At 60.7% G+C, this 18,634-nt stretch carries 17 protein-coding genes and 1 pseudogene; 9 read left to right on the top strand and 9 right to left on the bottom strand.

The genetic code is table 11. The features are described from left to right. Nucleotides 1-6 precede the first annotated feature (6 nt). Complete coding sequence (locus tag ACGSLL_RS18445; protein ID WP_394507449.1) at nucleotides 7-798, bottom strand: IclR family transcriptional regulator; 792 nt, start codon at nucleotides 796-798, stop codon at nucleotides 7-9. 163 nt (nucleotides 799-961) lie between these two features. Between ACGSLL_RS18445 and hmgA the strand changes: the two genes are divergently transcribed. The 4 genes from hmgA to ACGSLL_RS18425 all read left to right on the top strand — a co-directional run bounded on the left by hmgA (nucleotide 962) and on the right by ACGSLL_RS18425 (nucleotide 5,742). Then, entirely contained in the window at nucleotides 962-2,266 is a 1,305-nt protein-coding gene (hmgA, locus tag ACGSLL_RS18440) for a homogentisate 1,2-dioxygenase (protein WP_394507448.1), read from the top strand. Nucleotides 2,267-2,269: 3 nt separating this feature from the next. Then, nucleotides 2,270-3,574 carry a fumarylacetoacetase gene (gene fahA / locus ACGSLL_RS18435; RefSeq protein ID WP_394507447.1) on the top strand — a complete coding sequence of 435 codons (1,305 nt, stop codon included), beginning with the start codon at nucleotides 2,270-2,272 and terminating at the stop codon, nucleotides 3,572-3,574. 12 nt (nucleotides 3,575-3,586) lie between these two features. Further along, nucleotides 3,587-4,222 carry a maleylacetoacetate isomerase gene (gene maiA, locus ACGSLL_RS18430; RefSeq protein ID WP_394507446.1) on the top strand — a complete coding sequence of 212 codons (636 nt, stop codon included), beginning with the start codon at nucleotides 3,587-3,589 and terminating at the stop codon, nucleotides 4,220-4,222. Between the two features lie 149 nt (nucleotides 4,223-4,371). Then, entirely contained in the window at nucleotides 4,372-5,742 is a 1,371-nt protein-coding gene (locus tag ACGSLL_RS18425; RefSeq protein ID WP_394507445.1) for an MFS transporter, read from the top strand. A gap of 671 nt (nucleotides 5,743-6,413) precedes the next feature. On the opposite strand, the gene ACGSLL_RS18420 is transcribed toward ACGSLL_RS18425, so the two are convergent. Further along, nucleotides 6,414-7,217: a SirB1 family protein gene (locus ACGSLL_RS18420; RefSeq protein ID WP_394507444.1), complete on the bottom strand. Its 804-nt coding sequence runs from the start codon at nucleotides 7,215-7,217 to the stop codon at nucleotides 6,414-6,416. Between the two features lie 186 nt (nucleotides 7,218-7,403). Between ACGSLL_RS18420 and ACGSLL_RS18415 the strand changes: the two genes are divergently transcribed. After that, a complete protein-coding gene (locus ACGSLL_RS18415; RefSeq protein WP_394507443.1) occupies nucleotides 7,404-8,423 on the top strand; it encodes a Glu/Leu/Phe/Val dehydrogenase family protein in 1,020 nt (339 codons plus the stop codon). A gap of 154 nt (nucleotides 8,424-8,577) precedes the next feature. On the opposite strand, the pseudogene ACGSLL_RS18410 reads toward ACGSLL_RS18415, so the two are convergent. Continuing rightward, nucleotides 8,578-8,832, bottom strand: a pseudogene (locus ACGSLL_RS18410) (YebG family protein); the annotation flags it as partial. 329 nt (nucleotides 8,833-9,161) lie between these two features. On the opposite strand from ACGSLL_RS18410, the gene ACGSLL_RS18405 reads away from it, so the two are divergent. Then, nucleotides 9,162-9,662, top strand: a complete 501-nt coding sequence (locus tag ACGSLL_RS18405) for a phosphate-starvation-inducible protein PsiE (RefSeq protein ID WP_090281834.1) — start codon at nucleotides 9,162-9,164, stop codon at nucleotides 9,660-9,662. Here ACGSLL_RS18405 and ACGSLL_RS18400 read toward each other — a convergent pair. After that, nucleotides 9,659-9,973 (bottom strand): DUF3509 domain-containing protein, encoded by a 315-nt coding sequence (locus tag ACGSLL_RS18400; RefSeq protein WP_208938684.1) that lies wholly within the window; start codon nucleotides 9,971-9,973, stop codon nucleotides 9,659-9,661. The genes ACGSLL_RS18405 and ACGSLL_RS18400 overlap by 4 nt on opposite strands. Nucleotides 9,974-10,235: 262 nt before the next feature. After that, nucleotides 10,236-11,612, bottom strand: coding sequence for an L-serine ammonia-lyase (locus ACGSLL_RS18395; RefSeq protein ID WP_394507442.1), 1,377 nt, complete (start codon nucleotides 11,610-11,612; stop codon nucleotides 10,236-10,238). Nucleotides 11,613-11,747: 135 nt separating this feature from the next. Between ACGSLL_RS18395 and ACGSLL_RS18390 the strand changes: the two genes are divergently transcribed. Together ACGSLL_RS18390 and ACGSLL_RS18385 are read left to right on the top strand one after the other, a co-directional pair. Next, complete coding sequence (locus tag ACGSLL_RS18390) at nucleotides 11,748-12,695, top strand: LysR substrate-binding domain-containing protein (protein WP_394507441.1); 948 nt, start codon at nucleotides 11,748-11,750, stop codon at nucleotides 12,693-12,695. 200 nt (nucleotides 12,696-12,895) lie between these two features. Further along, a complete protein-coding gene (locus ACGSLL_RS18385; RefSeq protein WP_016771629.1) occupies nucleotides 12,896-13,303 on the top strand; it encodes an HPF/RaiA family ribosome-associated protein in 408 nt (135 codons plus the stop codon). A 378-nt stretch (nucleotides 13,304-13,681) separates the two neighbouring features. On the opposite strand, the gene ACGSLL_RS18380 is transcribed toward ACGSLL_RS18385, so the two are convergent. The 4 genes from ACGSLL_RS18380 to ACGSLL_RS18365 form a co-directional block, all read right to left on the bottom strand. Beyond that, a complete protein-coding gene (locus ACGSLL_RS18380; RefSeq protein ID WP_394507440.1) occupies nucleotides 13,682-14,050 on the bottom strand; it encodes an endonuclease domain-containing protein in 369 nt (122 codons plus the stop codon). 251 nt (nucleotides 14,051-14,301) lie between these two features. Then, a complete protein-coding gene (fecA, locus tag ACGSLL_RS18375; protein ID WP_394507439.1) occupies nucleotides 14,302-16,635 on the bottom strand; it encodes a TonB-dependent Fe(3+) dicitrate receptor FecA in 2,334 nt (777 codons plus the stop codon). Between the two features lie 89 nt (nucleotides 16,636-16,724). Then, on the bottom strand, nucleotides 16,725-17,657 hold the full coding sequence (locus ACGSLL_RS18370) for a DUF4880 domain-containing protein (RefSeq protein WP_394507438.1): 933 nt from the start codon (nucleotides 17,655-17,657) through the stop codon (nucleotides 16,725-16,727). After that, nucleotides 17,654-18,142 carry a sigma-70 family RNA polymerase sigma factor gene (locus ACGSLL_RS18365; RefSeq protein WP_394507437.1) on the bottom strand — a complete coding sequence of 163 codons (489 nt, stop codon included), beginning with the start codon at nucleotides 18,140-18,142 and terminating at the stop codon, nucleotides 17,654-17,656. The genes ACGSLL_RS18370 and ACGSLL_RS18365 overlap by 4 nt, the downstream gene beginning before the upstream one ends. Nucleotides 18,143-18,327: 185 nt before the next feature. Here ACGSLL_RS18365 and ACGSLL_RS18360 point away from each other — a divergent pair, with 185 nt between their 5' ends. Then, entirely contained in the window at nucleotides 18,328-18,633 is a 306-nt protein-coding gene (locus ACGSLL_RS18360) for a DUF3649 domain-containing protein (RefSeq protein ID WP_394507436.1), read from the top strand. The last annotated feature ends 1 nt before the right edge of the window (nucleotide 18,634 follow it).

The raw sequence follows: 18,634 nt of genomic DNA, 5'->3' as shown, positions 1-18,634 counted from the left end.
TGGGGGTTATGGTGTACTGATCGTTTCATACCCCATCCGCCAACTCACGGCCCGCGTCGCCGCCAGCAACCGCTGCGCCGCCGGGCCGTTTTCGTCGGCGTGGAAGAGTGAGGTCGGGCCAACAATGGTCAGCACTGCGGCGATCTGTCCGACGGCGTTGAATACCGGCGCCGATAGTGCGTCTACGCCCGGCATCAACAAACCGTGCACATGATGCAAACCGCGCTCGCGGATCTGTTCGCACAGCGTCGTATAAGTCTTTTCGTCCTTGAGCGGATGCGCGGCGGTGGCGACTTCCTTCTCACGCAAGTCATCGGTTTCCCGGTGCGGCAGATAGGCACTGAACACCAGCCCGGTCGAGGAACTGAGCAGTGGCAGCACCGAGCCCAGTTGCGTGACCACCGTTACCGCGCGCACCGCCGGTTCGATATGCACCACGGTCGCACCTTGATTGCCCCACACCGCCAGAAAGCAGGTTTCGTTGAGCTCGTCGCGCAACTCGGCCAGCGGCAGGGCGGCGACCTTCAGCACGTCCATGCTGTTGAGGGCGGCGAGGCCCACGCGCAACGCTTCCCGGCCCAGACCATAATGGTTGGTCGCAGGGTTCTGCTCGGCGAAACCCGAGGCGATCAACGCTTGCAGGTAACGATGCACCTTGCTTGCCGGCATCTGCACGTGCTCGGCCAGCCGCGACAATGAAGTCGACGGTGACAGCTCGGCCAGCGCCTTGAGGATGTCGGTGCCGACCTCGGCGGAGCGGACTTTCTGTTTGCCGTTGCTGTCGCTGGTTCTTTCCATGGGGCTGGTGGTTCCGGTTCGAATGGGCGTCTTTATAGCTTGACGCTGGATAGCGAGCAAATTACGTTATGCGTAATCAGATTACGATAATAACAACCCCGGCGTGCCGAGACCTCTGTGCCAGAGCGATGGGCCACTGCCGACTCCCTGTTCAGGAGGCTCCATGAACTCCGATTCAACCGCTCAGGCCTTGGCGTATCAGTCCGGGTTCGGCAACGAATTCAGCTCTGAAGCATTGCCCGGCGCGCTGCCCGTTGGCCAGAACTCCCCGCAAAAAGCCCCGTACGGCCTCTACACCGAATTGTTTTCCGGCACCGCGTTCACCATGGCCCGCAGCGAGGCGCGGCGGACCTGGATGTACCGGATTCAGCCGTCGGCCAATCACCCGGCCTTCGTCAAACTCGAACGGCAAATCGCCGGCGGCCCGCTGGGTGAAGTGACACCCAATCGCCTGCGCTGGAACCCGCTGGATATACCCGCCGAACCGACCGATTTCATCGACGGACTGGTGAGCATGGCCGCCAATGCCAGCGCGGAAAAACCGACCGGCATCAGCATCTACAATTACCTCGCCAACCGTTCGATGGAGCGCGTGTTCTTCAATGCTGACGGTGAATTACTGGTGGTGCCGCAGCTCGGCCGTCTGCGTATCGCCACTGAATTGGGCGTGCTGGAAGTCGCGCCCCTGGAGATCGCCGTGCTGCCGCGCGGTTTGAAATTCCGCGTCGAATTGCTCGATTCGCAGGCGCGTGGCTATATCGCCGAGAATCACGGCGCGCCGCTGCGCCTGCCGGACCTGGGGCCGATCGGCAGTAATGGCCTGGCCAATCCGCGAGATTTTCTCAGCCCGGTCGCCGCTTATGAAAACCTCCAGCAACCGACCACGCTGGTGCAGAAATTCCTTGGCCAGTTGTGGGGCACGGAACTCAATCACTCGCCACTCAATGTGGTCGCCTGGCACGGCAACAACGTGCCGTACAAATACGATTTGCGCCGTTTCAACACGATCGGCACGGTCAGCTTCGATCATCCCGATCCGTCGATCTTCACCGTGCTGACCTCGCCAACCAGCGTGCACGGCTTGGCCAACCTCGACTTCGTGATTTTCCCGCCGCGCTGGATGGTCGCCGAAAAAACCTTCCGTCCGCCGTGGTTCCACCGCAACCTGATGAACGAATTCATGGGCCTGATCCAGGGCGAATATGACGCCAAGGCCGAGGGCTTCGTGCCGGGCGGCGCGTCATTGCACAGTTGCATGAGCGCCCACGGCCCGGATGGCGAAACCTGCACCAGAGCGATCAACGCCGAACTCAAACCGGCGAAAATCGACAACACCATGGCCTTCATGTTCGAGACCAGCCAGGTGCTGCGCCCAAGCCGCTTCGCCCTCGACTGCCCGCAATTGCAACCTTCTTACGACGCCTGCTGGGCCACGCTGCCCGCCACGTTCGACCCGACCCGGAGATAACCCATGACGCAGAATTCCACCCCCCGTAGTTGGGTTGCCTCGGCCAACGGCCACGCAGATTTCCCGTTGCAGAACCTGCCCCTCGGCGTGTTCAGCAACAACGGTTCGGCGCCACGCGCCGGCGTTGCGATTGGCGAGCACATCTTCGATCTGCAAGTGGCGCTGGAAGCCGGGCTGTTCGACGGTGCGGCGCGCAGCGCTGTCGAAGCCATGCGCGGCGGCCAGTTGAATGCGTTCTTCGAACTCGGCAGTGAGGCGCGGGTGGCCTTGCGTTCGCGCCTGCTGGAACTTTTCAGCGAATACAGTACCGAACGCGGCAGCCTTGAAGCGCACGGCGCAAAACTGCTCCCTCTGGCTGCCGATTGCCAGATGCACCTGCCGGCGCGCATCAGCGACTACACCGACTTCTACGTCGGCATTGAGCATGCACAAAACGTCGGCAAACTGTTCCGTCCCGACAACCCGTTGCTGCCGAACTACAAGCACGTACCGATCGGTTATCACGGTCGCGCCTCGACCGTGCGCGTATCCGGCACCGACGTGCGCCGGCCGAAGGGCCAGACCCTGCCGGCCGGTCAGACCGAACCGGTGTTCGGCCCCTGCGCACGCCTGGACTATGAACTGGAACTGGGCATCTGGATCGGTCAGGGCAACGACATGGGTGACTCGATCGCGATCGGCGATGCCGCGCAGCATATTGCCGGTTTCTGCCTGCTCAACGACTGGTCGGCGCGCGATATCCAGGCCTGGGAATACCAGCCGCTGGGGCCGTTCCTGTCGAAGAGTTTCATCACCAGCGTGTCGCCCTGGGTGGTGACGGCCGAAGCGCTGGAGCCGTTCCGCACCGCGCAGCCTGCGCGCCCGGCAGGCGACCCGCAGCCGCTGCCGTATCTGTTCGACAAGCGCGATCAGGACGGCGGTGCCTTCGACATCGAACTGGAAGTGTTGCTGCTCACCGAAGCCATGCGCGAGCAGAACCTGCCGGCCCATCGCCTGACTCTCAGCAATACGCGTTACATGTACTGGACCGTTGCGCAGATGGTCGCGCATCACAGCGTCAACGGTTGCCAGTTGCAGGCCGGTGATCTGTTCGGTTCGGGCACCTTGTCCGGCCCCGAGAGCGGTCAGTTCGGCAGCCTGCTGGAAATCACCGAGGGTGGTAAAAAGCCGATCGAACTGGCCTCCGGTGAAGTGCGTAAATTCCTCGAAGACGGTGACGAAATCATTCTGCGCGCACGCTGCGCCCGCGACGGTTTTGCCTCGATCGGCTTTGGCGAATGCCGCGGCAAAGTGCTGGCGGCGCGCTGACAGGAGCGGTTCATGGATCTCTATACCTATTACCGTTCGACCTCGTCGTACCGGGTGCGCATCGCGCTGGCGCTCAAGGGCCTTGAGTGTCAGGCGCTGCCGGTCAACCTGATCGCGCCCGGAGGTGGCGAGCATCGCCAAGCGGCGTATCTGGCGCTCAATCCGCAGGGCCGGGTGCCGGCCTTGCGCACCGATGACGGCGCTTTGCTGATTCAGTCGCCGGCGATCATTGAGTATCTCGAGGAACGTTATCCACAGGTGCCGTTGCTGCCGGACGATCTCATTGCCCGTGCGCAAGTGCGTGGCGTGGCGGCGGTGATCGGTTGCGATGTACACCCGCTGCACAACGTCAGCGTGCTCAATCGCCTGCGCCAGTCGGGGCAGGACGAGCCGCAGGTGGTCGAGTGGATCAGCCACTGGATCAGCCAGGGCCTGGCGACGGTGGAGCAGTTGATCGGTGACAGTGGCTTCTGTTTCGGTGAGTGGCCGTGTGTGGCGGATGTCTACCTGATCCCGCAGTTGTATGCGGCCGAGCGCTTCAATGTGAGCCTTGAGGCGTACCCGAAAATCCGTCGTGTTGCGGCGCTGGCGGCGGAACATCCGGCGTTCATCAAGGCGCACCCGGCCAACCAGCCCGACACCCCATAGGGTGTCCTTGTGGGAGCGAGCCTGCTCGCGAAGCGGAGTACCAAATACAGACGTGTTGGCTGACACACCGCATTCGCGAGCAGGCTCGCTCCCACACGTACCAGTGCTAAACCGTCAAAAAATCATAAAAACAAGACAGGTACCTTGCGATGCACAACCAGATTGCCAGCTTTCGCGCGGCACTCGACGCCCGCCCTGTGTCCCGATATCAATGGTTGCTTTTGATCCTGCTGGCGTTGTTGCTGGTCACCGATGGCTATGACGCCCAGGTGCTCGGTTATGTGGTGCCGGCATTGGCGCAGGACTGGGGTCTGGAAAAGTCGGCGTTCGGGCCTGTATTCAGCGCCAACCTGCTTGGCCTGACGCTTGGCTCTCTGGCGGTGACGCCACTGGCGGACCGCTTTGGTGTGCGGCGCATACTGCTCGCCTGCGTGCTGATCTACGCGACGCTGACTGTGCTGATGGTCTTCGCCGACTCGCTGAACAGCCTGATGATCGCGCGCTTTATCTGCGGCATCGGCATGGGCGGAGCGATGCCCAGCGCCATGGCGCTGATGTCGGAATATTCGCCACCGCGCTTGCGCACCTTGATGGTGACGCTGGCGGCCTGTGGCTTTTCCTTCGGCGGGGCGGCCGGTGGATTTGTCGCCGCGGGGTTTATCGACCGGTTCGGCTGGCAAGCAGTGTTTCTCGCTGGAGGCGTTACGCCGTTACTGCTGTTTCCGTTTTTGTGGTGGATGCTGCCGGAGTCACTGCCGCGTCTGCTGCGTGACGCGCCCCCTTATGCGCGTTTGCGCAAAGTCAGCGCGCGGATGCTGCCGGACTGGCAACCGCCCGTGGCCAGCGTCGAGCAGAACGAGCGGGAACAGGGCAGCAAACTGACCGTGGTCGAGTTGTTCCGCAATGGTTACGCGCGGCCGACCGTGCTGATCTGGGCAACGTTCTTCGTCAGCCTGATTCTGTTGTATTTCATGATCAGTTGGCTCCCGTCCTTACTGCTGGAGAGCGGCCTGAAACTCAACGAAGCCAATCTGGTGACTTCAATGTTCCTGTTCGCTGGCACGCTTGGCGCGATCTGCATGGCCTGGTTCGCTGACCGTTTGCAGCACAAAGTGCGTTTGTTGTCCGGCGTGCTGGCCGGCGCGGCGCTGTGCACGATTCTGCTCGGGCTCAATCACGATAACCCGCGCTATCTGGTGGCCTGCGTGTTCGCGGCCGGATTCTGCATCATCGGCGGGCAACTGACGCTGAATGCCTTTGCCAGCAACTTCTACCCGGCGCACGTGCGTGCCACCGGCACCGGATGGGCCTTGGGCGTGGGGCGCTTCGGTTCGATCCTCGGGCCGTTGTTCGGCAGCTTGTTGCTGGCAATGCACATACCGGTGGCGCAAATTTTCTTTTTCTGCGCGATCCCGGCGGTCATCGCCGCACTGTTGATCATCCAGGTTCGCGCGCCTTCCGCGACCGCGCAGAAGCCTGCGGAAGCCAGCCTGCTGGCGAAGAGCGATAGCGCGGTTTGACGGAGAGACCGAGGCGCCTGCATCGCTAGCAGGGCTAGCTCCCACATGAAATCGCGCATAACCATAGGTCGAGTGTCAGCTCGCCTGCCCTTCAAATCAAAAGCCCCTCACCCTAACCCTCTCCCGGAGGGAGAGGGGACTGACTGCGGTGAATGCGAGAAATACGCCGGCCTGGGATATCGAGTCGTATGCGATTTCGAAGCCACCATAGATCGGCTCCCTCTCCCTCGGGAGAGGGCTGGGGTGAGGGGCAGCCACACCACCAAACCAAAGCCAACCCCCCGCTTCTAACCACTGAACAATGAGCGTTAGCTCGCGTGCTCTTGATGTTGATCTTGCCTAACCAGCGACATCGGAAGGCTGAGTGGAGGGATTGATCCGGGCGTGGGAGCGCAGCGACCGTACGACGCAGTCGTACACAGCGGAAGGAGGTGCAGCGCAGCAAACCGTAGCCGCTGCGCCCGGATCGATCCCGGAGCGAAGGAACCCGAGCCTGCGAGGGCCGGACGCAGGAGCAAAGCCTTTTGGTTCCTTTTTGGCGTTTGAAAAAGGGACTCGCCGTAAGGGCGAAACCGCCAGCCGCAGCACCCGCAGCAACGGATATGTACCCAAAACTCAGCGCCTGAAAGCAAGCCATCGCGAGCAGGCTCACTCCTACAAAAAACGACGGTTCAGTGAACCACAGAGTTAGGCGGCAAATGCCCGAGCCGTTCAGTCAGGCGCAGGCGCTGAATCGGGTCGTCACTGAGCAACAGTGCATGCTCCAGATCGAAGCGCTCGGCATTCGGACAGTCGAGCCGCTGATACAGACTGGCGCGGGCCAGATAATCAGCAGCCGAAGCGTTACCCAATTCCAGCACCCGTTCGGCGTCGATCAGCGCAGCGATGAAATCATCATGGCTCAAGTGCAACTGACGCAGATTGCGCGACAGGCGCTGCAACATTTGCTGCGGGCTGGCGGTCAGCAAATGCTCGGCACTGAGCTTCATGTTCGGCCCGTACTGGCGCTGCAAAAGCTCACGGCAATCATTGGGATACAGCCGTCGCCCCCCGCACGGATCGAGCAAATGATCGGCACCCGGCACGCGCAGCAGAAAGTGCCCGGGAAAGTTGACGCCGACCAGCGGAATTTCCAGACCCCGCGCCAACTCCAGCGCAATCAGCGCCAGCGCCAACGGTTGCCCGCGACGGTTGTGCAAGACTTCAGGCAGCAAGGCCGCCTGCGGGCGCAGTGGCAGAAAGTCGTCCTTGGCAAAGCCCAGATCGTTCATCCGCCGTAACAACGGTTGCGCCAACTCGCTGACCGGCAGCATCGGCAAGCCATAACTGACGCGTTGCTGCAGCTCTTTGAATTCCTGCAACAGCGCTTGCGGATCGACGGCTTTTTCGTGCTCGGCCGCGATCCACAACGCCGCTTCCAGCAGTGCGGGCGGTGAGCGGTGCAGACAATCGAAAAAACGTTGACGCGGGTTCATCGAAATCTCCGGGCATTGCCTCGTTTTTAGCCCGGTCTGCGGGATTCGTCCAGTACCCCGCATGGCCGGCAGAGAGTTATGTCGCAAAGCGCTTGTCGGCGCGGCTGCTTATTCCGGTGCGCTCCAGCAATTTCCATGGGCAAGCCTATACTGGCGTTCTACAAGAAGTGATTCGGGAGCCTGTCGATGTTCGCTCTCATGCAAAGCACTCGCCTGGAATCGCTGCACCTTAGCGTCGACCCGGTTACCGGGTTGAAGGCGGTCATTGCCATTCATAACAGTCGCCTCGGGCCTGCCCTGGGTGGGTGTCGTTACCTTGCCTATCCCGATGACGAATCCGCCATCGAAGACGCTATTCGTCTGGCCCAGGGCATGAGTTACAAAGCCGCACTGGCCGGGCTTGGGCAGGGTGGTGGGGTAGCGGTGATCGTGCGGCCGGCCCATGTCGAAAATCGCGCCGCGCTGTTCGAAGCATTCGGCCGTTGCATCGACCAGCTCGACGGCAGCTACATCACTGCCATCGACAGCGGCACTTCCGTGGCCGACATGGATTGCATCGCCCAGCAGACCCGCCATGTCACCAGCACCACTTCGGCCGGCGACCCGGCGCCGCACGCGGCGATGGGCGTGTTCGCCGGCATTCGGGCCACGGCCATGGCGCGGCTGGGCAGCGACAACCTCGAAGGCTTGCGCATTGCCATTCAGGGGCTGGGCAATGTCGGTTTTGCTCTGGCCGAGCAACTGCATGCGGTGGGCGCCGAACTGCTGGTCAGCGATATCGACCACGGCAAGGTGCAACTGGCGATGGAGCAGCTCAACGCCCACCCGATTGCCAACGACGCCTTGCTCAGCACGCCGTGCGACATTCTCGCGCCGTGCGGTCTGGGCGGCGTATTGAACAGCCATACCGTCAGTCAATTGCGCTGCGCGGCGGTGGCCGGCTCGGCGAACAATCAGCTGACGCACCTGGACATGGCCGATCAACTGGAAAGGCGCGGCATTCTTTATGCGCCGGATTACGTGATCAACGCCGGCGGCCTGATCTACGTTTCGCTGAAGCATCGCGGCGAAGAACTGCCGACCATCACCGCGCATCTGGCAAAGATCAGTTCAAGGCTGACCGAAGTTTTCGCCCACGCTCAGGCAGAAAAACGTTCCCCAGCGCGAGTGGCTGATCAACTGGCAGAAAAAGTTTTGTATCGGTGAGTTTCACAGGCATTAAAAAGGCCCCGAGTCCTGCGACTCGGGGCCTGTTCAATTCAGGCGTTTATCACTTCGCAGCCTTCGCCGCTTTGGCCGGTTTCACCGGCGCTTCAGACGTTTGCACGTCCTCGGCAGGCCTGCTGGCCTCGACCGTTTCGGCCGGAGCGTTGATCAGTTCAGCCAGCGCGTCGGGCTGGCTCTTGAACGCCCGGGCGAATACATCGCGATTCTTCGCCATGTAGATCCCGGCTTCTTCCACTTGCTGCTCAGTCAGCGACGGAACGGCTTTTTGCAGAACTTCGGCCAGATATTCGGCCAGTTCGAGCATTTTGTCATGACGGTCAGCTTCGGCTTTATCCATGAACAAGCGCTCCAGATCTCGGCTGCTGCGGTATACCACTTCGACGGCCATTCACCACCTCACATGCCTTCACGTTAAGTTGTCTTGTCGACTACTGTATCCATATACAGCGAAAAGGATAAGCGAATCCCTGCGCCATGGGTAGTGGCTTTTCAATGTAGACCGGATTTTCGCTTTGTCAGTGAGTCAGGTATCGCCTGCATATGCGAGCAGCCTCGCTCCCACACAGGCAGCGACCGTGCGACGAAACGCCACGGGGCGGGGTTGGCGGCGCTTCGCCATGATGGCGTGGCCTCGTTTCTGCATGAAAACGGGCGCATGCCGCAAACCGTAACGTCCAACACGCATCATCCGCTCGAATCGGGCTAAGGAACATCATCGTGAAAATCAACTGGGCCGAGAAACTGCGGCAGAACGTGCATCAACTGGCCGAGTCCCTGGGCAACCTGTTCGTCGAAACCTTCCACTACCTGGCGCTGTTCGCCATCGGTGCGGTGACGGCGTGGGCAGCGGTGATGGAGTTTCTCGGCATGCTCGAAGTCGGGCACATCAAGATCGACGACATTCTGCTGTTGTTCATCTATCTGGAACTGGGCGCGATGGTCGGGATTTATTTCAAGACCAACCACATGCCGGTGCGCTTCCTGATCTATGTGGCGATCACCGCACTGACGCGTCTGCTGATCTCCAACGTCTCGCACCACAATCCGCCGGACATGGGCATCATCTACCTGTGCGGCGGCATTCTGTTGCTGGCGTTTGCAATCCTCGTGGTGCGTTACGCCTCGTCGCAGTTCCCGTCAGTGAAGATCGAGAACCCGCAGCGCAAGATCGGCACGGGTTCGAGCGAGCATCCGGAAGTCGAAAAGGGCGAGCTTTAAAGCCCCGCCGTCTGGCTCGGCGGGCTCTTGACTGGTGGCGGCGGGGTGAGCCCGGCGCCGTTGGTCATGGCTTCGAGAATCGACATGGCGCTGTGGCCCTGTTCGATGGCGATGCCGAACTGGATGCTCTGCACCAGACGTTTCAAACGCGCAGGGTCATTGCGCTGCTCGGCGCTGATCATGCGTTTGGCGACAATCCGGCCGCCGTTGGACAGGGTCAGCATGATGCTGCCGTCCAGCCCTTGAATGCTCAGGTTGATCTGATAGTCCGGCGCGAAAGCATCGGTAATGATCTGAAATGGGTTGTCCATGATGCGTCACCGCCTGATTGAACGTGCAGTTGTTGACCGGCCATGATCGAGTTGGTTCGCCATCCCAGACCATTGGCATCTCGTTCGCTGAGGTTCGCAAAGTCCGTTTGCCTCATAAGGGGTGTAGCAAGGGGCATGCCGGAAAAATTGTCGAACAATAAACACGGTGACAAAAAAGGCGAGCGCTGCGGCTCGCCTTTTTTTATGGCGCGTTTTCAGGGCAGGAACGCGTTGATGGTCGCTGACGGTGCAGGCCGCTGGATCAGCATTCCACCCAGTTCACGGCGAGGCCGCCGCGCGAGGTTTCCTTGTATTTGTCGTGCATGTCGGCGCCGGTATCGCGCATGGTGCGGATCACCCGGTCGAGGGAAATGAAGTGATTGCCATCGCCGCGCAAAGCCATTTGCGTGGCATTGATTGCCTTGACCGCGGCAATTGCGTTGCGCTCAATGCAGGGCACCTGCACCAGACCGCCGACCGGGTCGCAGGTCAAGCCCAGGTTATGTTCGAGGCCGATTTCCGCGGCGTTTTCCAACTGCTCCGGGGTAGCGCCGAGGATTTCCGCCAGACCCGCCGCAGCCATCGCGCAGGCCGAACCCACTTCACCCTGACAGCCAACTTCGGCGCCGGAGATTGAGGCGTTTTTCTTGCACAGAATGCCCACGGCGGCCGCGCCGAGGAAGAACGCAACGACATCATCGTCAGACGCGTCCGGGTTGAATTTCATGTAGTAATGCAGCACCGCCGGAATGATCCCGGCCGCGCCATTGGTCGGCGCAGTGACCATGCGCCCGCCGGCGGCGTTCTCTTCGTTGACGGCGAGGGCGAACAGGTTGACCCACTCCATGGCCGACAGTGTTGAACTGATCACATTCGGCTTGCCGATTTCCAGCAAGCTGCGATGCAGCTTCGCCGCGCGGCGCGGCACATTGAGCCCGCCCGGCAGAATGCCTTCGTGGCTCAAGCCTTTTTCCACGCACTCGCGCATCACCGCCCAGATGTGCAACAGGCCCTGACGGATCTCGGCATCGCTGCGCCAGACGCGCTCGTTGGCCATCATCAACTCGGACACGCGCAGGTTGTGCTGCTTGCACAGCGACAGCAATTGCGCGGCACTGGAAAAATCGTACGGCAATTCGACGTCGCCGCTGGGGGCCACGCCAGACTCGGCTTCAGCGGCTTCGATGATGAAACCGCCGCCAACCGAATAATAGGTTTGCTCGAACAACTCACCGGTCGCGCCAAAGGCTGTGAGCGACATGGCGTTGGGGTGATAGGGCAGGCTCTCATCCAGCAAAAGCAGATCGCCCTGCCAGTCGAAAGCAATGGTTTGCTGGCCGCCGAGGCGCAGCTGGCCCGTTTCGCGCAGTTGCTGAATGCGTGTGTCGATGGTCGACGGATCAATGCTGTCTGGCCACTCACCCATCAGGCCCATGACCGTGGCGCGATCGGTGGCGTGACCGACGCCGGTGGCCGAAAGCGAACCGTACAAACGGATTTCGACGCGGCGTACGTCATTGAGCAAATCCTGATCCATCAGGGCTTGGGCAAACGTTGCCGCCGCACGCATCGGACCCACGGTATGCGAGCTGGACGGGCCGATGCCAACTTTGAATAGATCGAAAACACTGATAGCCATGCTAAAGCCTTACAAGCAATGGAGTAGGAATCGCTGCCATTTTTTGTCGGACAAGCGCAATGTCGGCGATACTGCCTGCCTTGGTCCGGGGTGACCAACGAAACTTCCTAAGAAAGCCTTTAGCAGGACTAAACGATGAGCCGTCAATTGCATGCCCAGACGTATGTCTGGCTGCAGGTGTTTTCCTGTGCCGCGCGGCACCTGTCGTTCACCCGTTGTGCCGAAGAACTGCACATCACGCCCGGGGCGGTCAGCCAGCAGATTCGCCAGCTCGAAGAGCGCCTGGGCTTTCGTCTGTTTCATCGGCGCGCGCGCGGCGTGGAACTGAGTGCGGAGGGGCAGCGGCTGGCGATTACCGTCAACGAGGCTTACGGCAGCATCGACGCGGAATTGCGACGGCTGGATGCCGGGATGATCAGCGGCACGCTGCGTGTGCGCTCGATTCCATCGTTTCTCAGCAAATGGCTGACGCCGCGTCTGCCACGCCTGCAACAGCGCTACCCGGACATTCAATTGCGCCTGGTTGCCGAGGACAGCAGCGTGCCGTTGCACGAAGGCGAATTCGATCTGGCGATCGATCTGAACGACGGCAGTTACCCCGGTTTGTTATCCACAGCCTTGCTCGATGAGCAGATTTTTCCAGTGTGTGCGCCGAGTCTGCTACGCGGCCGGCCGCCATTGCACGGGCCGGCGGATCTGCTGCATTTTCCGCTGCTGCACGACATCACCGCGTGGCGTGGCAGTTATGAGTACGCCGAGTGGGAGTTTTATCTGAACGCGATTGGCTTCGAGGGCGCGGATGTGCGCCGCGGGCATACCTTCAATCGCAATCACCTGACCATCGAAGCGGCAATTGCCGGCATGGGCGTGGCGATTGCCCGGCGCACGCTGCTCAACGACGAACTGGAGCGCGGGGCACTGATCGTGCCGTTCGGCCTGTCGGTGCCCAATCACAAACGTTACGTGCTGCTCTATGCGCCGGGAGCGCTGAGCCATCCGGGCGTACGTGCAGTGCATGACTGGCTGGTCGAGGAGGCGGGGATTTTCCGCAGCCTGCACCCGCTGAATGACGAGCAATTGTGAGCAAACTTTGCCGGGGCGCAGGGCGACCCAACTCCCGACCTTACCAGCGCTTCGCTCGGTTGTCCGGCTTTTTTTGCGAATGAATATTTATCTTTTTTCAGGGGTTGAAATGTTCGCCGCTCGGGCCGATTGTTGTAATCAAGGGGTCACGAAATCCTGTTCCAGGCCCCTTGCGAGCTAGCTGAAATAAGGGATGAACTATGCAAATCCAAGTCAACAGCGATAACCATATTCAAAGTAGTAAGCGACTGGAGGAGTGGGTACGTACAACTATTGAGAGCACGCTCGACCGTTATGAAGAAGACCTGACCCGTGTCGAAGTCCACCTGAGCGACGAGAACGGCGAGAAACCAGGTCCCCATGACTTGCGCTGCCAACTGGAAGCGCGGCCAAAAGGCCACCAACCGATTTCCGTGACCCATAAAGCCGATTCGCTGGAGCAGGCGATCGACGGCGCTGCCGAAAAACTCGAGCACAAACTGGATCACCTGTTCGGCAAACTGCGAGGTAAACCACGCGCCGCTGTAGTGCCGTTCACCGGCAAAGCGAATGACAAGTTGCTGGCAGAGGAATTTGACGAGAACGAACAGGCAGCGATCAACAGTTGATGCGCTGATTTCATAAGCCACCCCAATGAGAACGGGCCTGCGAATGCAGGCCCGTTTTTGTTTGTGGCTGATTTGGTGTAGGGCGTGAGAACGCAGCCCTCACCCCAGCCCTCTCCCGGAGGGAGAGGGGGCCGATCTCTGTTGGTTTCAAAACTTGAGTTCGGCTCGATATCTCATGTCGGCGCCATTCGCTGAACAACTCGGTCGGTTCCTGGATTTGGTGTATGGCGTGAGAAAGCAGCCCCTCACCCCAGCCCTCTCCCGGAGGGAGAGGGAGCTGATCTCGATTGGTTTCAAAACGTAAGTTCGGCTCGATATTTCATGCGGGCGTAATCCGCTGAAACAACTCGGTCGGTTCCCTCTCCCTTTGGGAGAGGGTTAGGGTGAGGGCGCTCTTCCATGTGCCGCAATTCTTATGATCTGCTCCAGCACATCGTCCATTTGCTGCATCACCTCAAGATTACTGAAGCGCACGACTTCAATGCCCTTTTGATTCAGATAGCGCGTCCGGCGTAGGTCGTGGATCAGTCCCTGCGATTCACAGTGTTGTCCACCATCCAGCTCGATCGCCAACTTCAGCTCGGCACAGTAAAAATCCAGCACATAAGGCGGACACGGATATTGCCGACGAAATTTCAGATTGGCGATTTGCCGGGCGCGAAGCTTTTGCCAGAGCAGGTGTTCGCAGTCGGTTTGTTTGACGCGTAGCTGGCGGGCGAACTGGGCGAGGGTAGGGCGATTTTGCATGCTTCACGATCCTTGTGAAGTGGGTTTGATAGTTCACTGTAGCCCAGAACCGTCACCCCAGCCCTCTCCCAGAGAGAGAGGGAGCCGACCGCGTTGTCACCGGGATTTATGCCGGCCTGACACACCGCGTCGATCATGGATTCAGATTAGTACTCTCAGGTCGCTACACTTCTGAAATATCCCACAATCAGTCCCCTCTCCCTCCGGGAGAGGGCTAGGGTGAGGGGCTTTTGACGTCGATTTTTTCGGTCTCAGAACGCCACCGACGTCTGCACATAAACCGTCCGCGGCTCTCCCACATACTTGCCTTTGTTGTTGTCATCGAACGAGCGCGTGAAGTACTGCGTGTTGAAGATGTTCTTCACCCCCACGGCCACGTTCAGATCGGACAGCTGCGGCCCGAAGTCATACCCTGCGCGGCTGCTGAACAGCATGTAGCCGGGGATCTTGCCGGTGCTGCCATCGGCGCTTTCCTTTGCGGTATTGGCGTTGTCGGCGAACTGGTCGCTCTGGAAGGTGCTGTCCAGATTGAGTTTCCATGGCCCTTCGGTGTAGCCGACGCCCAGCGTGCCTTTGTGCTTCGAGGAGAACGGTACGCGGTTGCCCTTGTTCGGGCCGTCTTCGCGGATGGTCGCGTCAACATAGGCGTACGAGGCGTAAGCATCGAAACCGGCCAGCGCCGGATTCAAATCGTCGAGCGCATAGTTGATGCTGGTCTCGATGCCCTGATGGCGGGTTTCACCGCGAGCGATCACCGAATCGTTGGTCTGATTGCTTTCGTACTGGTTGTCGAAGTTGATCAGGAACGCGCCGATCTCCGCACGCAACGCGCCGTTGTCGTAGCGCGTGCCGACTTCCCAGGTGCGTGCCTTTTCCGGTTTTACTTCACCGCTGGTGACGCGGTTGGGCATCTGGCTGTATTGCACGCTGCCGAACGAGCCTTCGGTGTTGGCGTAGAGATTCCAGCTGTCGTTGAGGTGATAAAGCACATTCAGCGCCGGCAGCGCGGTGTTGTAGTCGCCCTTGTACTTGACGTTGGTCAGATTGTTGGTCTGCTGCGACTCGATCATTTCGTAGCGCACGCCGGGGGTGATGGTCCATTTGCCGATATCGATGCGATCGTCGACGAAGAACGCATTGGCCTCGGTGCCACCACGGGTATCGCGGTCATTGCGGCTGTTGGTGGTTGGGTATTCGTTGCTGGCGATCGGCGTGCGATAGCGCAGTTCGTGGCCGGCTTCGTTGATGTAGCGGTAGCCGACGCCAACTTCGTGGCTGGTCGGGCCGAGGTCGAAGCCTTGGGCGAAACGGGTTTCCAGACCGCGCACCCAGTACTCGCGCGGCGACAGCGACAGGAACGTGCCCTGGTCCAGATAGCCGCTGCGCAGGGTCTTGGTGAAGAAGGTGTTGGCAGTGAATTCGCGGCGATCTTCCTGATAGCGATAACCGAAATTGAACATCGTGCGACGGCCCCAGAACTGGTCTTTCGGTCGCGTCGACTGGTACGGATCGGCGTCGTAATCAGCGACATTCAAACCACCGGGCATGTCGGCCTTGCCTTCGTAATACTGGGCCATGGCGTTGAAGCTGTTGGCCTCGTCGAGCTGGTATTTGCCCTTGAGAATCAGGTCATCGATTTCAGTGTCACTGTGTTCGCGCCAGTCGCCGCCGCGAGTGCCGGAGTAGAGCAACGCGCCGCCCAAACCATTGGCGTTGGTGCCACCGGCCAGCAGGTTGGCGCTGGTCTTGAAGCCGTCGTGGCTCGACGAAGGGCTGGTTTCGGTCTGAAAACCGCCTTTCACAGTCGGCTGATCGGGAATCGCCCGGGTCACGAAGTTGACCACGCCGCCGACGTTCTGCGGGCCGTAACGCACCGCGCCACCGCCGCGCACCACGTCTACTGCGTCCATGTTGCCCATGCTGATTGGCGCGAACGACAACTGCGGTTGTCCGTAGGGCGCGAACGGCACCGGGATGCCGTCCATCAACACGGTCGAGCGCGCGGCCAGACGCGGATTCAAACCACGGATGCCGAAGTTCAGCGCCATGTCATGGCTGCCGGTGCCGTTGTTTTCCGGGGCGTTGACGCCGGGGATGCGGTTGAGCACGTCGCGCGCCTGCGTGGCGCCCTGGCGTTCGAATTCTTCGCGGCGGATCACGTCGCGAGCGCCGGGATGTTCGAACACATTGATCTGCGCCGCATCGCCAAGCCAGTCGCCGACGACTTTCGAGGTGTCCAGCTCCAGCGCCGCGTCTGCCAGCGGTTGCAGGCTGAACGCATTGTCACCTTCGGCGCGTGCTTGCAGGCCGGTGCCTTCGAGTAAGGCGTCAAGACCTTGTTCGGTGGTGTAGTTGCCTTCCAGGCCACGGCTTTGCAAGCCACCGGTAACTTGCGAACCAAAGGAAATCAGCACCCCGGCTTCACGGCCGAATTGATTGAGCGCGTTTTCCAGAGACGACGGCGCAATGTGATAAGCCTTGGCATCGGCGGCGAGCGCCGAGGGCAGGGCGCCGAAGCTCAGGCTGGCGCCTAGGACGACGTTGCGCAAGGTGCGCGCCAAGGGGGTGAGGCGGGTGGGCTGCATGTTGGTTGATCCTGAGAAGGTTGAATCAAGGGGCTTTCCTTCTCTGTCACGCCAGATCTGAAAAACGGCTCATTTATTTTTCAGGTGTTTCAGACCCGCGCTTCGACGCTCACCCAGTAGCGGGTGAAACGGCGGACTTTAACCGGCAGACTGATTTGCAGCAGATCGAGGATCCGCTCGCTGTCGTCCAGTGGATACGTCCCGGAGATCAGCAGGTCGGCGACGTTCTTGTCGCAATGCAGCTGACCGCGACGGTAGCGGCCCAGCTCATCGAGGAAGTCGCCCAGACGCATGTGCGCGGCGACCAGCATGCCGTCAGTCCAGGCGCCGCTGTTGGTATCCAGCGGTTTGGCTTCGCTGATGGAACTGGCGGTGAAACTCAGCTGGCGCGCGACCGGCAGCAGCACGGGCGCGCGTTGATCGAGAGCCAGTTCGACTCGCCCGGCAAACAGGGCAATCTGCGTTCGGTCGGCAAACTGACGCACATTGAGGCGCGCGCCTTGAGTGTTCAGAACACCTTGCGCGGTGCGGATCGCGAACGGGTTGGCAGCGCTGAGGAGCATTTCGCCTTCGAGCAGGCGAATCAGGCGCTGCTCGCCATCGACGTCTATGGCGCTCGCCGTGTTGAGCTGCAACAGATCGTCGCCACCCAGCGACACCTTGCGCCGCTGTCCGAGTGGCGTGCGGTAATCGGCGAGCAACGACGGCAGCGGCGTATGCTCGCGCAGGCCCCAGGTCATGGCCGAACCGGCGCCCAGAATCAGCAGCAGTTTCAGCGCCTGTCGACGGCTGGCGGACTTCGGCCCATTCAGCGCCGCATGGGCCAGCGGCGACGACACCCCGCGCAAGCGCTGATTGACCCGCTGCATGTGCTCCCAGGCGCGGCGATGTTCGCTGTGCGCGTCCAGCCATTGCTGCCAGGCCTGTTGCTGGCGCGGCGTAAGGGCGCCTTGCTGCATTTCCAGCAACCAGTGCACGGCCTGCTCGGCCACTTGCGCGGAAAAGTCCGGTGCGCCGTTCATAAAGCGAAATAGCAGCGCAGCGCCGCTTTGTGCAGGTGCCGTTTGACCGTGGCCACCGAGATGCCCAGTTCTGCGGCGATCTGTGGATAGGTCAGGCCATCGACCTGGGCCAGCAAAAAGGCGCGTTTGACCGCACGCGGCAGGCCGTCGAGCAACTCGTCCAGCTCCATCAGGGTTTGCAGGATGATCGCTTTGTGTTCTTCCGACGGCGCGACGATCTCCGGCATCTGCGCCAGCGTTTCGAGGTAGGCGCGCTCGAGGTCCTGGCGGCGGTAATGATTGAACAGCACGCGTTTGGCGAGGGTGGTCAGGAACGCCCGCGGCTCGATGATCAGCGGCGGCTCGCGCGCAGTCAGCACTTTGATGAACGTGTCCTGGGCCAGGTCCGCCGCGCTGTCCGGGCAGCCGAGCTTGCGCCGCAACCAGCCGGTGAGCCAGCTGTGATGAGCCTGATAAAGCGATTCGACAGGATGGGCGGACGACAACGGAATGACTCCGGACGCAAAGCAGGCGTCGAGAACGTGCGTTAGAGAACAAGAACGGTTCGCATTGTAGGGTGCGGGCGTATCGTCCGGCAATCAGAACCTTTTGCGTATGAGAATATTTATCATTAATATCGCTGGCTTGATCCGGCTCGTCTGCCGGACGTTTTTCGTTTCAGGGTCGAAACATGAAAGACAAATTCGCCACACCGCCCATGTCCTGTCGCCTCGCCGTCACCTCACGGGTGCTGGCGGCGGTCTTTGGTGGCTATCTCGTTGCCGCGCTGGCCAGCGTGACGCTGACCCTGTGGTTGCCGCTGGGCCGTGCCGACGCGCTGGTGACCGGCATGACCGTCTCGTTTCTGGTCTATCTGGTCGCCGGGCTCTGGTGCATTGCCAGTCGTACGGCATGGTCAGCGTGGGTCGGCTTGCTGGTGCCCAGCGTGATTCTGGCGACCGTTTGCGGGGTCGTACGGGGCTTGGGGCTGGTATGAA

Source organism: Pseudomonas retamae (assembly GCF_043496865.1).
GTDB classification, from domain to species: Bacteria; Pseudomonadota; Gammaproteobacteria; order Pseudomonadales; family Pseudomonadaceae; genus Aquipseudomonas; species Aquipseudomonas retamae.
Note: the sequence above shows the minus strand (reverse complement) of the source record. Positions and strands in the feature narration are given on the sequence as shown.

Coding starts and splice junctions, on each gene's coding strand:
- ACGSLL_RS18360 (WP_394507436.1), top strand. CDS start 18,328: ATGAAAGACAAATTCGCCACACCGCCCATGTCCTGTCGCCTCGCCGTC.
- ACGSLL_RS18370 (WP_394507438.1), bottom strand. CDS start 17,657: ATGAACGGCGCACCGGACTTTTCCGCGCAAGTGGCCGAGCAGGCCGTG.
- ACGSLL_RS18445 (WP_394507449.1), bottom strand. CDS start 798: ATGGAAAGAACCAGCGACAGCAACGGCAAACAGAAAGTCCGCTCCGCC.
- ACGSLL_RS18390 (WP_394507441.1), top strand. CDS start 11,748: ATGAGCCGTCAATTGCATGCCCAGACGTATGTCTGGCTGCAGGTGTTT.
- ACGSLL_RS18415 (WP_394507443.1), top strand. CDS start 7,404: ATGTTCGCTCTCATGCAAAGCACTCGCCTGGAATCGCTGCACCTTAGC.
- ACGSLL_RS18400 (WP_208938684.1), bottom strand. CDS start 9,973: ATGGACAACCCATTTCAGATCATTACCGATGCTTTCGCGCCGGACTAT.
- ACGSLL_RS18395 (WP_394507442.1), bottom strand. CDS start 11,612: ATGGCTATCAGTGTTTTCGATCTATTCAAAGTTGGCATCGGCCCGTCC.
- ACGSLL_RS18380 (WP_394507440.1), bottom strand. CDS start 14,050: ATGCAAAATCGCCCTACCCTCGCCCAGTTCGCCCGCCAGCTACGCGTC.
- fahA (WP_394507447.1), top strand. CDS start 2,270: ATGACGCAGAATTCCACCCCCCGTAGTTGGGTTGCCTCGGCCAACGGC.
- hmgA (WP_394507448.1), top strand. CDS start 962: ATGAACTCCGATTCAACCGCTCAGGCCTTGGCGTATCAGTCCGGGTTC.
- maiA (WP_394507446.1), top strand. CDS start 3,587: ATGGATCTCTATACCTATTACCGTTCGACCTCGTCGTACCGGGTGCGC.
- ACGSLL_RS18425 (WP_394507445.1), top strand. CDS start 4,372: ATGCACAACCAGATTGCCAGCTTTCGCGCGGCACTCGACGCCCGCCCT.
- fecA (WP_394507439.1), bottom strand. CDS start 16,635: ATGCAGCCCACCCGCCTCACCCCCTTGGCGCGCACCTTGCGCAACGTC.
- ACGSLL_RS18420 (WP_394507444.1), bottom strand. CDS start 7,217: ATGAACCCGCGTCAACGTTTTTTCGATTGTCTGCACCGCTCACCGCCC.
- ACGSLL_RS18385 (WP_016771629.1), top strand. CDS start 12,896: ATGCAAATCCAAGTCAACAGCGATAACCATATTCAAAGTAGTAAGCGA.